The following is a 14,690-nucleotide window of genomic DNA, read 5'->3' on the forward strand; positions in this document are numbered from 1 at the left end:
CAACAATTTGTTGCTTAAAGTCATCACTAAATTGACGACGGATTTTTCTAGACATAGAGTTCTCCTGTTTTCTTTAGTGTAGAACACTTTATAAATTCTGTCTAGTTTAGTGTAACCGATTCAGTCACACCTTAGGGTGATGAAAAGATAGAAGGAAATGGATTTTATTCCATTCTAGTAAGCCTATCAGTAGCATTATAACAGATTTTCGCTCGCTCATGTTGATATCTGCTAGAAAACTAAGGAAAAGTAGCTTTTTAGTTGAAGCTGAGCAGGGGCAAATCAGGTAGGTATTTTCAAATAATGCCGCAGAGCATTTACAGAAAATTCTTTTCTAAAAAGTTCAAGGAAAAGAAAAAAGTTGAAGAACAGCACTTGAAACGTTTCTGTCTTCAACTCAGTAATTGTCTAAAGAAATGCGGAGGAAGGGATTTGAACCCTCACACCCTACGGGCACATGCGCCTGAAGCATGCGTGTCTGCCGTTCCACCACCTCCGCAGGTGATATAACTATCTTAGCTGATTTTATGAAAAAAATCAAGCCTTAGGCAGAACTTTTTTAACCTTCCTAGTCATTCAGTAGCAGTTTTCCAGAGTGAACGAGGGAGTGGGCCAAAAATCGATAACCCAAGGGGATCGATGTTGTTGCTCACCCCTCGCAAAGTTGAGTAGGGCTGTTATAGCTGATAGCATCAGCGTATTAGGGAGGAGAGTTGCTTTGCAACTCACGATTCCCCACCGTCAAGGCTCAAGCACCTTGAAGCATTCAGCAGTGGTTCATTGGTGCTGAAATACCTAATGAACTGTGCAAGGGCAGCTCTAAAACTGGCAAAGCCAGTAAAAGTTGCTTCCGATCACTGCGTATTGCAAGTAATACCTTATCAACGTTGAAGTTGGAGACTTTTGTCTCAGCCCCAGTACCTATACTAGAGACATTTGATAAAGTATGGTATAATAAAAACAAAAACAGAGGAGTTCATTTGCGAGGAAGAATTATTAAGGCCTTGGCAGGTTTTTACTATGTTGAGGCAGACGGACAGGTTTATCAAACCAGAGCGCGTGGCAATTTTAGAAAGACAGGACAGACGCCTTATGTAGGCGATTGGGTTGACTTTTCTGCTGAGGAGCAGTCAGAGGGTTATATCCTAGCCATCGAGGAACGCCATAACGCTTTGGTGCGTCCACCTATCGTCAACATTGATCAGGCGGTCGTTATCATGTCGGCGCGTGAGCCTGACTTCAATCCCAACCTGCTGGATCGCTTTTTGGTGCTTTTGGAGCACAAGCAGATTCACCCCATCATTTACATTACCAAGCTGGATTTAGTTGGGGAAATGGCAGAGCTGGACGAGATTCGCAGGCAGTATGAGAAGATAGGTTATGAGGTCTGCTATAGTGTCGAGGAGCTAGCGCCTCTTCTGACTAATCAGGTGACGATCTTTATGGGACAAACTGGAGTGGGCAAGTCTACTCTACTCAATAAAATTGCCCCAGATTTAAAGCTCGAAACAGGCGAGATTTCAGATAGTCTAGGTCGAGGACGCCATACCACGCGAGCGGTCAGTTTTTATGATGTCTTCGGTGGCAAGATTGCGGATACCCCAGGTTTCTCCTCCCTCGACTATCAAGTGACCACTAGCGAAGACCTCAACCAGGCCTTTCCAGACATCTCAAAGGTCAGCCAGTCTTGCAAGTTTCGAACCTGTACCCATACCCATGAGCCAGCCTGTGCCGTGAAACCGGCAGTAGCAGCTGGTGACATCTGGCAGGTTAGGTATGATAACTATTTGCAACTGCTCAGCGAAATTGACAACCGCCGTGAAACTTACAAAAAAGTTGCTAAGAAAAAATAAATGACATATCCTTGTCTCCTTTTTAAAGCCGTCGTTCCCATATCCATGTAGAAAGAGGTAACCCATGTCTTCTTACAAAATCGCCCCATCCATCCTAGCTGCTGACTACGCCAATTTTGCCAGTGAATTGCAGCGCATTGAGAAAAGCGGTGCAGACTATGTCCACATCGACCTCATGGACGGTCAGTTTGTGCCTAATATTAGTTTTGGGACAGATGTTGTTGCCAGTATGCGCAAACACAGCAAGCTGGTCTTTGATGTCCATCTCATGGTGGTTAATCCAGAGCGTTATGTGGAGGCCTGCGCCCAAGCAGGGACAGATATTATGACCATCCACACTGAGAGCACTACCCACATTCATGGTGCACTGCAAAAAATCAAGGCAGCGGGTATGAAGGCTGGTGTGGTCATTAACCCTGGCACGCCAGTTGAAGCCCTCTTTCCTGTGCTAGAGTTGGTCGATCAGGTGCTCATCATGACGGTTAACCCAGGGTTTGGTGGTCAAGCCTTTATTCCAGAAACCATGTCCAAGGTCGTTCGAATCGCAAAAGAGCGTGCTCGCCTTGGCTTGAGCTTTGATATCGAGGTGGACGGTGGCATTGATGACCAGACCATTGTCCTAGCAAAAGAAGCAGGCGCCAACGTCTTTGTCGCTGGTTCCTACCTGTTCAAGCAAGACCTGACAGCTGGTGTTGCTCGCCTGCGTGAGGTGCTAGATGCCTAGGATTGCCCTCTGCTTGGGTGGTCAGCCGACTCTTGTGCCACGTACCTTCGATGCTTATGTTGGTGTTGACCGAGCCTGTCTCTTTCTTTTGGAACATGGGCTGGCGCTGGATATGGCAGTGGGGGATTTTGATTCGGTGACAGCAGAAGAGCTTGCGACCATCAAACATCATGCTCTGATACTTCATCAAGCGCCGGCTGAAAAAAACGACACGGATGCTGAACTCGCCCTCAAACTAATTTTTGCCCAATACCCGACAGCTGAAGTGACAATTTTTGGTGCCTTTGGTGGGCGACTGGACCATGAATTGTCCAATCTCTTCTTGCCCAGCGACCCAGAACTTTCGCCCTACATGCAGCAACTGGTTTTGGTCGATGACCTGAACCGTGTCCAGTTTTTCCCGGCTGGCAGCCATGAGGTCACACAGGCAGAAGGGATGACCTATCTTGCTTTTATGGCATCAGGCGAGGGACAATTCACCATTCAAGGAGCTAAATACGAGATGACGCGCAGCACATTTTTCCAAAAAAAAATCTATAGTAGCAATGAATTTTTGGGACAGCCCGTTTGCTTTAGCCTAGATGAAGGGTATGCAGTGGTGATTCAGTCCCGAGATAGGAGGGCGTGATGGCTCTGTTGGCCCTTGTCATGGTGGTTTTGGTGTTGTTGGTGCTGATCATCGTTCTCTGGAAGCAACGGCAACAGCAAGATCAACTCATCAAAACTTTAGAGAACCAAGCTGATAACCTCTCGGACCAACTGACTTATTTAATTGACATGGCAGGAAAAAATCAGCTCCTTGCCCAACAGGAGCAGTTGCTCCGCCTGCAAGATGGGCTTTATCAGCAATCTAGTGACCTACGAGAAGCTTTATACGATAATTTAACAGCCAGTCGCAATCAGACGGATCACCGCTTGGAGCAGTTGCAGACCCAGCTGACACTTGCGATTAAAGATTTGCAGACCTCTAATGAGCATCGCTTGGAAGATATGCGCCAAACGGTATCTGAAAAACTCGATCAAACCCTCAATCAGCGCTTGCAGACCTCCTTTGAGACGGTATCCAAGCAGCTGGAGAGTGTCAATCAAGGTCTGGGGGAAATGAAGACAGTAGCGCGTGATGTTGGTAGCCTGAGCAAAGTGTTATCAGGTAGCAAGACACGGGGGATTCTTGGAGAAATTCAACTGGCTCAGATTATTGAGGATATGCTGACCCCTAGCCAATACGAACGTGAGTTTGCGACGGTATCAGGTTCTAGTGAGCGAGTCGAATATGCGATTAAACTCCCTGGCCAAGCATCAGACACCCCAGTCTATCTGCCCATCGATGCCAAGTTTCCGCTAGAAGACTATTACCGTCTGGAAGAGGCATATGAACTGGCTGACCGTGACGGCATTGATCAGCACCGCAAAGCCCTGATGACCAGCGTCAAACGCTTCGCCAAGGACATTCAAAAAAAATACCTGAACCCGCCTGAAACGACCCAGTTTGGGATTCTCTTTTTACCGACGGAAGGTCTCTATGCCGAGGTGGTTAGGCAGGCTGATTTCTTTGACCGCTTGCGACGGGAGGAGCAGATTTTGGTGGCTGGGCCATCGACCTTATCGGCTCTACTGAACGCTCTATCAGTTGGTTTTAAGACCCTCAATATCCAAAAAAACGCGGATGACATCAGTAAGGTCTTGGGCAATGTTAAGACGGAATTTGGGAAGTTTTCTGGGCTTTTAACTAAGGCGCAAAAACAGCTCAATACCGCCAGTCGTACCTTGGACAGCGTTTTAACGACCAGAACTAATGCTATCGTGCGTGCCTTGACCACCATTGAGGCCTATCAAGACAGTCAGACCCAGTCGCTACTTGATTTGCCCCTTTTAGAAGATGAGGAAGATAATGAAGATTAATCAAATGAAAAAGGATGAGATTTTTACTGGTTTCTATCTCATCAAATCGGCTGACGTCAGAAAGACGCGGGCAGGCAAAGATTATATTGCCTTGACCTTCCAAGATGATACTGGAGAAATTTCAGGTAACCTCTGGGATGCCCAACCCTACAATATCGACACCTTTACCACAGGACGTGTGGTAAAAGTCAAAGGACGCAGAGAAGTTTACAATGGGATGCCTCAGGTCAATCAGCTCGTCATGCGGTTGCCAAAAGATGGCGAGCCGAATGACCCTGCTGATTTTAAGGAGAAATCACCAGTTGACTCTGCGGATGTTCGTGATTATCTGGAGCAGATGCTCTTTAAAATTGAAAATGCGACTTGGCAACGCATCGTTCGCGCCCTATACCGTAAGTACAACAAAGAATTTTTTACCTACCCTGCTGCAAAGACCAATCACCATGCCTTTGAGGCAGGTTTGGCCTATCATACAGCGACCATGGTTCGCTTGGCAGAGGCGATTGGGGATATTTACCCTGCACTCAACAAGAGCTTGCTCTATGCTGGGGTAATGCTCCATGATCTGGCTAAGGTTATCGAGTTAACTGGTCCTGACAATACGGAGTATACCATCAGGGGGAATTTGATTGGGCATATTGCCCTGGTCAATGAAGAAATTACCAAGATTATCACTGAACTAAACATCGATGATACTAAAGAAGATGTGACGGTGCTCCGCCATGTTCTGCTCAGTCACCATGGGCAGTTGGAGTATGGCAGTCCTGTTCGTCCAAAGATTATGGAGGCAGAAATCCTCCATATGATTGATAATATCGATGCGGAGATGATGATGATGACAACAGCACTCAATCGCATTGAACCAGGTGAAATGACAGCAAAAATCTTTGCCATGGATAATCGATCCTTTTACAAACCACGATTTTAAGACGAATACCAAGAGAGACGGGCAATTTGAGCAAAAATGTTCGTCTTTTCTTTTGAATTATGATATAATGGGGAGAACATGAAAAGGTGGCTAATAACATGAAAATAAAACGCAGTGAACGTATGGTTGTCATCTCCAACTATTTGATTAACAACCCCTATAAATTAACCGGTTTGAATGTTTTTGCTGAAAAATATGAAGCAGCAAAATCATCAATCTCTGAGGATATTTCCATCATTAAAAGAGCTTTTGAAAGCAGTGGCATTGGTGAGGTGGAGACCGTTACTGGTGCGGCTGGGGGTGTCATTTTTACACCGATGATTTCAGAAGAAGAAGCCCGTCAAACAGCTTTAGAGCTGTGCGAGCGCTTGTCAGAAAGCAATCGGATTCTTCCTGGAGGCTACATCTACCTATCTGATTTATTGAGCACACCAAAACTCCTGAGAAACATCGGGCGTATCATTGCTCATAGCTTCAAAGGAGAAAAGATTGATGCGGTCATGACAGTTGCGACCAAAGGGGTGCCTTTAGCTAATGCTGTGGCCAATGTCCTTAATGTGCCTTTTGTTATCGTTCGCCGTGACCTCAAAATCACAGAAGGGTCAACGGTCAGTGTTAACTACGTTAGTGGTTCAAGTGGAGACCGTATCGAAAAAATGTTCTTGTCCAAACGTAGCCTAGCGCCAGGTAGCCGTGTCTTGATTGTTGATGATTTCTTAAAAGGCGGCGGGACAATCTCAGGTATGGCCAGCTTATTGGAAGAGTTTGACTCAACCTTGGTTGGAGTGGCTGTTTTTGCAGACAATACCCAAGAGCACCGTGAGCACTTCGCTTATAAATCTTTGCTTAGTGTGTCTAGCATTGATGTCAAATCACATACCGTCAAGGTGGAACTTGGCAATATCTTTGACCAATAAGGTTATCATCCCTTATGAGTATTCAACTGATAAGGGTGTTTCTTGTTTCCCTACATTAGTCGGGGTTGATCTCGCATGTTACGGAGGTAGTAGTAAATGAAAGTGGCGTTTGTTTGTCTTGGCAATATCTGTCGTAGTCCGATGGCGGAGTTTGTGATGAAACAGCTGGCGCAAGACCATGACCATCATCTGACGGTTGTCAGTCGTGCCACATCAAGCTGGGAGCATGGTAACCCAATTCATCGGGGCACCCAAGACACGCTTAATCGTTACGGCGTGTCTTATGACACTCACAAAACATCGCAGCAGATTAGTCTTGCAGACTTGGAAGACTATGATGTGGTGATTGGGATGGACGACCAAAATGTCATTGATTTGAAAAAGCTTTCGGCAGGTCGCTACGATGACAAAATCTTTCTCTTCTGCGATGGCGGAGTTCCTGACCCTTGGTACACAGGCGATTTTGAAGAGACTTATCACTTAGTAACAAGGGGGTGCCAATCATGGTTGGACAGATTAAAGAACAACTAAACCGAATAGCTAAAAACCAATCGTTTGACCGTCCTTTGTTAGAAAAATTAGCCTTTCTATTTGTCTTCTTGATGAGCCTAACCCTTCTGATGGCAACGGTTAGCCGAAAAATAGAGCTCACTCTTGATGATGGGCGCTTAATTTACGTTGGTGATGTCCAAAACCATCGCTTAAATGGCTATGGCGAGCTGACTTATGACAATGGTGATTCTTATAAAGGGCAGTTTAAAAAAGGCGTCTTTCACGGCGAAGGCACCTTTGTTTCTCATTTGGGTTGGACTTACAAAGGGGAGTTCAAAAACGGTCAGGCAGATGGTAAAGGAGTCTTAAACACTGAGGATAAAGCTGTTTATGACGGCACATTTAAACAAGGGATTTATCAAAAATGAAGATAAAATGGTTTTCAATCATACGAGTGGTCGGTCTCCTTTTGGTCTTGGCTTATCACTTCTTTCAAAAGCAATTTTCAGGTGGATTTATTGGGGTTGACCTCTTTTTCACCTTTTCTGGCTATCTGGTCACAGCTGTTTTTATCGATGAGTTTAGTCAAACCGGTCAGATTGACTTAGCAAGTTTTGCCAGACGACGGCTCTACAGAATTTTGCCCCCGTTGGTCTTATCTGTTTTAGTCACCTTGCCTTTCACGCTACTGGTTAGACTAGACTTTGTCGTCAGTATCGGGCGTCAGGTGGCGGCAGCCCTAGGATTTGTAACCAATTTTTATGAAATCCTAACAGGTGGCAATTACGAAGCGCAATTTATTCCGCATTTGTTTGTCCATACCTGGAGTTTGGCGATTGAGGTCCAATTCTACCTGTTCTGGGGATTATTGGTTTGGTTCTTATCACGACGAGAAACACGTATCAACCGACTGAGGGGGAACTTATTTCTCTTGTCTGCTTGTTTATCGCTGGTGACATTTTCAAGCATGTTTATCAGTAGCTTCTTTGTGAGCAACTATTCGACCATTTACTTTTCTAGTTTGACTCATGTTTTTCCCTTCTTTTTAGGGGCTTATTTGGCAACGCTGGTAGGATTGCTCGAGACGACATCTTTTTACAGACGCCTGAGCCAACGGCTTAAAAAACAAGAGTTAGCCTTGCTGGCAACGGGAGCTGGTCTCGTTCTTCTTCTATTGGGTCTATTTTTGGACTTTAATCATATTTTTTCTTATTTATTTGGTTTTCTCTTGTCTAGTTTGGCAACCCTTGTCTTGATTGTGGTTTGTCGCATTTGGAGTGACCGAACACCAGACGGAGTCAATGAGCCTCCGGTGCTCAGTTTTTTAGCTAACATCAGCTATGGTGTTTATCTTTTTCATTGGCCACTGTACAATATCTTTAAAGAAGTAATGCCAAACCTGTTAGCTGTTTTACTCACGACTGCTTTATCACTGATTTTTGCCAGTGCTTCATTTTACCTTCTTGAGCCTTGGTTAGCAGGGGGACAAGCAAAAATCTGGGGTCAAGTCATTGATATCGCCCCTTATCGTCGCTGGTTGCAAGGAGGTCTTGCGGTATTTACAGCAGTTGCCTTGCTCATTATCAGCTTTGCCCCTGCTACTGGTGACTTTGAGCGGCAGATGATGGTCGATAACCTGCATCAGGCAGCGACGCAACTGCAACAGACACGCACTCTTGCTGGACAAGAAAAAGCATCTAAATATGATATCACAGAAGGTGTGACTATCATTGGGGACTCAGTTACCTTGCGGGCGAGCAAATCAATCACAGAAGCACTTCCTGAAGCTCTTGTCGATGCGCAAGGGAGCCGCAACCTCGCACAAGCCAATGAGATTGTTGCTAACCATATTGCTAACGGAAGTTTAACAAAGTATCTTGTCATTGGAACGGGTGTTAATACTATCTATAATTATCAGGAGGAGCTTGACCGACTGGTAGAACAATTGCCAAAAGGCTACCACTTAATCTTAATAACGCCTTATGACGGTAACTCAGCGACATATGATAATCCTGTTGCGCAAAAAACTCGTGATTATGAACTAACCCTAGCCAAGACATATGATTTTATTACCTTGGCTGACTGGCACCAGACCGCTTTGTCAAATCCAGATATTTGGGTGGGTAGTGATAATATCCACTTCGGAGGTGATGGGGACGGCATTGTAAAAGGTGCGACGCTTTACGCTCAAACGATTCAAAAAGCAATTGAGGAAGCTAAAACAAAACCGGTCAAAAATTGATTCCGGCCTTTCAAATAAAACCGGCTACTGATTAACTGTAGTGGGTTAATCACTCCTAGAACCGAGAGAGGACAATTGTGTTCTTCTCTCGTTTTATGTTTAAAGCAATGAAAATGCGAGTTTTGAAGTTTTCATTTTCGGAAGCCGAATGTTTTCATTCTTAATGATGTGGATAAAATTGTTTGTAGTTTCAAGTTTGGTGTTTTAATAAGTCAATTCACGAATAAAAAACTATAAAGCAAGTAGCATGATTAATGGTTGTATGCTATAATAAGTCCAGGAGGATGATCATGAAAAATTAACGCAAGAAGTTCTACTTGACAATTCCTGTTTTTCTGGGAATGCTATTGGCTTCTGGTAAAGTAGCTGCTAATGAAACATCTGCAGAGCAACCACCCGTACCACCAACCACCGAACCCTCTCAGGNCAGAGCAACCACCCGTACCACCAACCACCGAACCCTCTCAGGCAACAACTATAACGCCTGCTGAATCAAGTACTGTTAGTGAGACGACACCTACGGCCGAAGCTAGTCCTGCTATTGCAGTTCGTGCTGCTGTTGAGACCAGCGCAACTACTCCTGCTTCCCAAGTGTCAGAGGAAAGTCTACCAGCTAGTGGGACTTATACCTTTACTGAGCGAGTTGGGGTCAAGAGCGAGCCTAAGATGTCAGCACCAGACCGAGACTACTACACTGCAGGTGAAAAAGCCAACTATGACAAAACTGTCGAGAACGACAACCATCTGTGGATCAGTTACGTCAGCTACTCTGGCAGTCGTAGTTATGTCCCTGTAAAAGATTTAGGAACATCAACTTCCTCAACACCGACTGAAACAGCCAAACCTGTCGCCGAGAAGGCACCTGCCAAAGTCGAGGTTGTCGATTACAAGGAAGATAAGACTAATTTCACGGTCAAAGTGACTGGTTCAAAGGACACTAAGCCATTTTCTCATGTTCGCGTAGCGGTTTGGTCGGAAGATAAAGGACAAGATGATTTGAAATGGTATGAACCTAAGGTATTTAATGACCAGGCAAGTGTTAAGGTTAACAAATAAAATCATTCCAATACCTCAGATGACTACCACGTCCATGTCTATACGACCTATGAAGACAAAGTAACTATTGGGACAGACCTCGGTAAGATTAAATTATCATCATCTAGCGGGAGTTATAAGGAAAAAAACCAACAATTTGCAGGTAAATTATTTAATGTAATTGGTGACTATGTAGCAAACGAGCATATGTTATCGCCTCTCGTTTCAGCAATTAAACATATCGAAGATAAGGGGTATCAAGTTGGTTTCAAACTTTCTGATGTTCGTACAAATAAAGGAATTGAGTATAATGCCAATAAACGCTTCTATGAGTGCTAGTACCATTAAAGCACCATTTCTAGTCAGCTTAGCAGAGCAATATCCTGAGAAGATTGCAGAGCACCGTACAGTTATGGAGGCTGTTGCTAAGCAATCGAGCAAGGGGCTATGCTCAATTGCACGAGAACTATGGTCAAGCGGTTATACATCACTGGGCTGATCAATCAGGTATTAGTCGTGATCGCATTAGTCGCCGATGTCCAGATTTGACTCCAAAAGAACTCCATGCTCTTTGGGAAAGCAACTATGAGTACATCCAAGAGGGGGGCTCATGGTAAACAGATTGGTGCCATGTTTGAGACACCAAATCTATCACCGATTAAGTCTGTTTTAGGACAAACTTACAAAACCCAGAGCAAGGCGGGATGGATTGGAGACTTGGACTATCAAGCAGCTAATGATGCGGGCATCATCTATACAACAAAAGGTGATTACATTGTCTCCATCATGTCTAATAGTTATGGTAATTTAGGACTTTTGAATCCATTGGTTAAATCCTTAGATCAATTCCATCAAAATCTATAGTTCATTTTATTGCGATTTATCACAGTCTTAACCCAGATGAAACTTGGTCGCTGTTCTCTTCATCCTGCTTTTGATTTTTACTTCTCAGTTCATAACTAATTTTCCAAACAGAAAATTTGTCATAAAAAAGAGTAATGACGGGAATTTTTAGAAGGCTACAATCGCTTCGAGTTATCACAACAGCGAAACTTCAATAAAGTAAACTAAGTAACTAATCTATCTTTTAAATTTTTATTCTACACCGTAAGGCATAAATAAGCATAATATCCTAGAGGGAATCAAAAAACGATTAGATTTATAGGCTTAGCAGACAAAATAAAGAAATTGTGATAAAAAATTTGAAAATAGTAGTTCTACCACTCCTTGATGACCTGGTCAAGAAGTAGATGACATAAAATTTTAGTGATAATGTCAACTGATTTGAATGATGGTTACTAGGAAATTAAGCTCTTTATTAACCGTATTAGACTGATTACACCTAAGCCTGAGAGAGGATAAATTTTATCCTCTCTTATTTTATGTTTATGGCTAGAAACCATAAAAGTACACCAAAGTTATTTTTTTGACCTAATTTTAGGTGTGTAGTCCATAATTCCTAAGATGGATTCACCCACTATAGCCTTGGTCTTACGAGCTTTAAACATTAAAAGTAACGATAAGGTATTAAACCTGTCCAGCAACAGGGAAGTCCTTATCGTTTTTTCTGTGCTTCGGAGAATAAAAGTTTGCTAGGCAGGAATTGCTTGAGAACGTTCAAAAACTGGGTAGTAATGATTTAGATAATTTATTGACTTGATATAAAAACTTGATTTTTTTAAAGGAAAGGTGTAAACTATATCAGTAAGCGTTTTCTTGTTCAAAATAAAAAACTCGTTGACTTTTGTTAAAAAAATCACAAAAAGGGTTTACAAATGAATGGAAAAGTTGTATAATGAACATGTAAAACAAATGTGAAAAAATTAACAAGAAAAAATCTTGTTAAACAGAGGAGGAAAACCCATGGCTGAAAAATCAGTTAAACCAGAAGACAAAGCACTTAAAGCTCAAGTTCACGTGGATGAGTTGGTGCAAAAAGGTTTTGTTGCGCTTGATGCTTTCCGTCAACTGAACCAAGAACAGGTTGACTACATTGTGGCAAAAGCATCTGTTGCTGCCCTTGATGCGCACGGTATCTTGGCACAACATGCTTACGAAGAAACAGGACGTGGTGTTTTTGAAGATAAGGCCACCAAAAACCTCTTTGCCTGTGAGCACGTGGTCAACAACATGCGTGGTGTGAAAACTGTTGGAGTTATCTCAGATGATCCAATCACAGGTATCACACAAATTGCTGAGCCAGTTGGTGTAGTCTGCGGTGTTACCCCAACAACCAACCCGACCTCAACCACTATCTTCAAATCTCTGATTGCCCTGAAAACCCGTAACCCAATCGTCTTTGGTTTCCACCCATCAGCTCAAGAATCATCAGCTCATGCGGCGCAAATCGTGCGTGACGCAGCGATTGCAGCAGGTGCTCCTGAAAACTGTATTCAATGGATTACTGAACCTTCTATGGAAGCAACAGCAGCTCTGATGAACCACGACGGTATCGCAACCATCCTTGCGACCGGTGGTAACGCCATGGTGCGTGCCGCTTACTCATGTGGTAAACCAGCGCTCGGTGTTGGTGCAGGTAATGTCCCAGCTTATGTGGAAAAATCAGCTGACATCAAACAAGCTGTACATGACATCGTGATGTCTAAGTCCTTTGACAACGGTATGGTTTGTGCGTCTGAGCAAGCTGTTATTATCGACAAAGAGATCTACGATGACTTTGTAGACGAATTCAAATCTTACCACACCTACTTTGTTAACAAGAAAGAAAAAGCCCTCCTTGAAGAGTTCTGCTTCGGCGTGAAAGCCAACAGCAAAAACTGTGCAGGTGCAAAACTCAATGCCAACATCGTTGGTAAACCAGCAGAATGGATTGCAGAGCAAGCAGGTTTCAAAGTACCAGAAGGTACCAACATCTTAGCGGCAGAATGTGCTGAAGTTGGTGAAAACGAGCCACTTACTCGTGAAAAACTCTCTCCAGTTATCGCTGTTTTGAAAGCAGAAGACACCGAAGATGGTCTTGAAAAAGCCCGTCAAATGGTTGAATTCCACGGTCTTGGTCACTCTGCGGCGATCCATACTAAGGACGAAGCTCTTGCCAAAGAATTTGGTACCCGTGTGCGTGCCATGCGTGTTATCTGGAACTCTCCATCTACTTTCGGTGGTATCGGGGACGTTTACAACGCCTTTATTCCATCATTGACCCTTGGTTGTGGTTCTTACGGTCGCAACTCAGTTGGTGACAACGTGAGTGCTGTCAACCTCCTCAACATCAAGAAAGTCGGAAAACGGAGAAACAACATGCAATGGTTCAAAGTACCTTCTAAGATTTACTTCGAGCGCAATTCTATTCAATACCTGCAAACTGCAGAAGGTCTTGAGCGTGTCATGATTGTGACAGACAAGTCCATCGAAAAACTAGGGTTTGTGCAACGTGTGATTGACCAGCTCAACCTGCGTTCTAACAAAGTGACGGTTCAAGTCTTCTCAGATGTTGAGCCAGATCCAGACATCACCACTGTTCGTCGTGGTGCCGAAGTGATGCGTGCCTTTGAGCCAGATACCATTATCGCTTTAGGTGGTGGTTCTCCAATGGACGCTGCGAAAATCATGTGGCTCTTCTACGAGCAACCAGAAGTGGACTTCCGTGATCTGGTTCAAAAATTCATGGACATCCGTAAACGTGCCTTCCGCTTCCCATCATTGGGTGCAAAAGCTAAGTACATCGGTATCCCAACTACATCTGGTACTGGTTCAGAAGTAACGCCATTTGCGGTTGTGTCTGACAAAGCCAATAACCGCAAGTACCCATTGGCGGACTACTCATTGACACCAACTATTGCCATTGTGGATCCAGCTCTTGTAGAGACTGTACCAGGTTTTATCGCAGCAGATACCGGTATGGACGTCTTGACCCACGCGACAGAAGCTTATACCTCAAACTTTGCCAACGACTACACAGACGGTCTCGCTCTTCAAGCCATCAAGTTAGTCTTTGAATACCTTGAAAAATCAGTCAATGATTTTGACAGCGAAGCGCGCGAGAAAATGCACAATGCTTCCACCATGGCTGGTATGGCCTTTGCTAACGCCTTCCTTGGCATGAGCCACTCTATGGCGCACAAGATTGGCGGACGCTTCCACACCGTACACGGTCGGACAAACGCCATCCTCTTGCCATACGTTATCCGCTACAATGGTACTCGCCCATCTAAGACGACAACATGGCCGAAGTACAACTACTGGAAAGCGGATGTGAAATTCCAAGAAATCGCTCGTATGCTTGGTTTGCCATGCGCTACACCGGAAGAAGCGGTTGAGGCTTACGCTAAAGCTGTGTATGACCTCGGTGTGCGTGTCGGTATCAAGATGAACCTACGTGACCAAGGTGTCGACGAGAAAGAACTCAAGAAATACTCTCGTGAATTGGCTCTTCTGGCTTACGAAGACCAATGTTCACCAGCTAACCCACGCTTGCCAATGGTTGACCACATGCAAGAAATCATCGAAGACGCCTACTACGGCTACGCAGAACGCCCAGGACGTCGGAAGTAAAAAAATAAAAGGAAAAGCGATCAGGTAAACTGATTGCTTTTTTCTTGACAAGACTATCGCACTGCGATATAATCAATGTATAACG

General features: G+C 44.2%; 13 protein-coding genes, 1 tRNA gene and 1 pseudogene. 13 read left to right on the top strand and 2 right to left on the bottom strand.

Features of this window, described 5'->3' with window-relative positions:
* Positions 1-417: 417 nt before the first annotated feature.
* Positions 418-499: transfer RNA gene (locus ACERC7_RS07495), tRNA-Leu, on the bottom strand.
* A 481-nt stretch (positions 500-980) separates the two neighbouring features.
* Here ACERC7_RS07495 and rsgA point away from each other — a divergent pair.
* The 9 genes from rsgA (at position 981) to ACERC7_RS07540 (ending at position 9,058) form a co-directional block, all read left to right on the top strand.
* Complete coding sequence (rsgA, locus tag ACERC7_RS07500; protein ID WP_373666582.1) at positions 981-1,853, top strand: ribosome small subunit-dependent GTPase A; 873 nt, start codon at positions 981-983, stop codon at positions 1,851-1,853.
* Between the two features lie 64 nt (positions 1,854-1,917).
* Positions 1,918-2,577: a ribulose-phosphate 3-epimerase gene (rpe, locus tag ACERC7_RS07505; protein WP_373657936.1), complete on the top strand. Its 660-nt coding sequence runs from the start codon at positions 1,918-1,920 to the stop codon at positions 2,575-2,577.
* Positions 2,570-3,205 (top strand): thiamine diphosphokinase, encoded by a 636-nt coding sequence (locus ACERC7_RS07510; protein WP_373666583.1) that lies wholly within the window; start codon positions 2,570-2,572, stop codon positions 3,203-3,205. Before rpe ends, ACERC7_RS07510 begins: the two co-directional genes overlap by 8 nt.
* On the top strand, positions 3,205-4,479 hold the full coding sequence (locus ACERC7_RS07515; protein WP_373666584.1) for a DNA recombination protein RmuC: 1,275 nt from the start codon (positions 3,205-3,207) through the stop codon (positions 4,477-4,479). The genes ACERC7_RS07510 and ACERC7_RS07515 overlap by 1 nt, the downstream gene beginning before the upstream one ends.
* Positions 4,469-5,407: a 3'-5' exoribonuclease YhaM family protein gene (locus ACERC7_RS07520; protein WP_373657941.1), complete on the top strand. Its 939-nt coding sequence runs from the start codon at positions 4,469-4,471 to the stop codon at positions 5,405-5,407. Before ACERC7_RS07515 ends, ACERC7_RS07520 begins: the two co-directional genes overlap by 11 nt.
* Positions 5,408-5,505: 98 nt before the next feature.
* On the top strand, positions 5,506-6,324 hold the full coding sequence (purR, locus tag ACERC7_RS07525; protein ID WP_373657942.1) for a pur operon repressor: 819 nt from the start codon (positions 5,506-5,508) through the stop codon (positions 6,322-6,324).
* A 96-nt stretch (positions 6,325-6,420) separates the two neighbouring features.
* Complete coding sequence (locus tag ACERC7_RS07530; RefSeq protein WP_373657943.1) at positions 6,421-6,855, top strand: low molecular weight protein-tyrosine-phosphatase; 435 nt, start codon at positions 6,421-6,423, stop codon at positions 6,853-6,855.
* Complete coding sequence (locus tag ACERC7_RS07535; protein WP_373657944.1) at positions 6,828-7,244, top strand: hypothetical protein; 417 nt, start codon at positions 6,828-6,830, stop codon at positions 7,242-7,244. The genes ACERC7_RS07530 and ACERC7_RS07535 overlap by 28 nt, the downstream gene beginning before the upstream one ends.
* Positions 7,241-9,058 carry an acyltransferase family protein gene (locus tag ACERC7_RS07540; RefSeq protein ID WP_373666585.1) on the top strand — a complete coding sequence of 606 codons (1,818 nt, stop codon included), beginning with the start codon at positions 7,241-7,243 and terminating at the stop codon, positions 9,056-9,058. The genes ACERC7_RS07535 and ACERC7_RS07540 overlap by 4 nt, the downstream gene beginning before the upstream one ends.
* Before the next feature lie 55 nt (positions 9,059-9,113).
* Here ACERC7_RS07540 and ACERC7_RS07545 read toward each other — a convergent pair.
* Positions 9,114-9,262 (bottom strand): annotated as a pseudogene (locus ACERC7_RS07545) (ISL3 family transposase); the annotation flags it as partial.
* A 168-nt stretch (positions 9,263-9,430) separates the two neighbouring features.
* Here ACERC7_RS07545 and ACERC7_RS07550 point away from each other — a divergent pair.
* From ACERC7_RS07550 to adhE, 4 genes are all read left to right on the top strand, one after another.
* On the top strand, positions 9,431-10,114 hold the full coding sequence (locus tag ACERC7_RS07550; protein WP_373666586.1) for an SH3 domain-containing protein: 684 nt from the start codon (positions 9,431-9,433) through the stop codon (positions 10,112-10,114).
* A 307-nt stretch (positions 10,115-10,421) separates the two neighbouring features.
* Complete coding sequence (locus ACERC7_RS07555; RefSeq protein ID WP_373666587.1) at positions 10,422-10,592, top strand: hypothetical protein; 171 nt, start codon at positions 10,422-10,424, stop codon at positions 10,590-10,592.
* A gap of 86 nt (positions 10,593-10,678) precedes the next feature.
* On the top strand, positions 10,679-10,957 hold the full coding sequence (locus ACERC7_RS07560; RefSeq protein ID WP_373657948.1) for a hypothetical protein: 279 nt from the start codon (positions 10,679-10,681) through the stop codon (positions 10,955-10,957).
* Between the two features lie 999 nt (positions 10,958-11,956).
* Positions 11,957-14,605, top strand: a complete 2,649-nt coding sequence (gene adhE, locus ACERC7_RS07565) for a bifunctional acetaldehyde-CoA/alcohol dehydrogenase (protein WP_373657949.1) — start codon at positions 11,957-11,959, stop codon at positions 14,603-14,605.
* Positions 14,606-14,690 lie beyond the last annotated feature (85 nt).

Source organism: Streptococcus sp. E17BB, from assembly GCF_041807725.1.
GTDB lineage: Bacteria > Bacillota > Bacilli > Lactobacillales > Streptococcaceae > Streptococcus > Streptococcus entericus.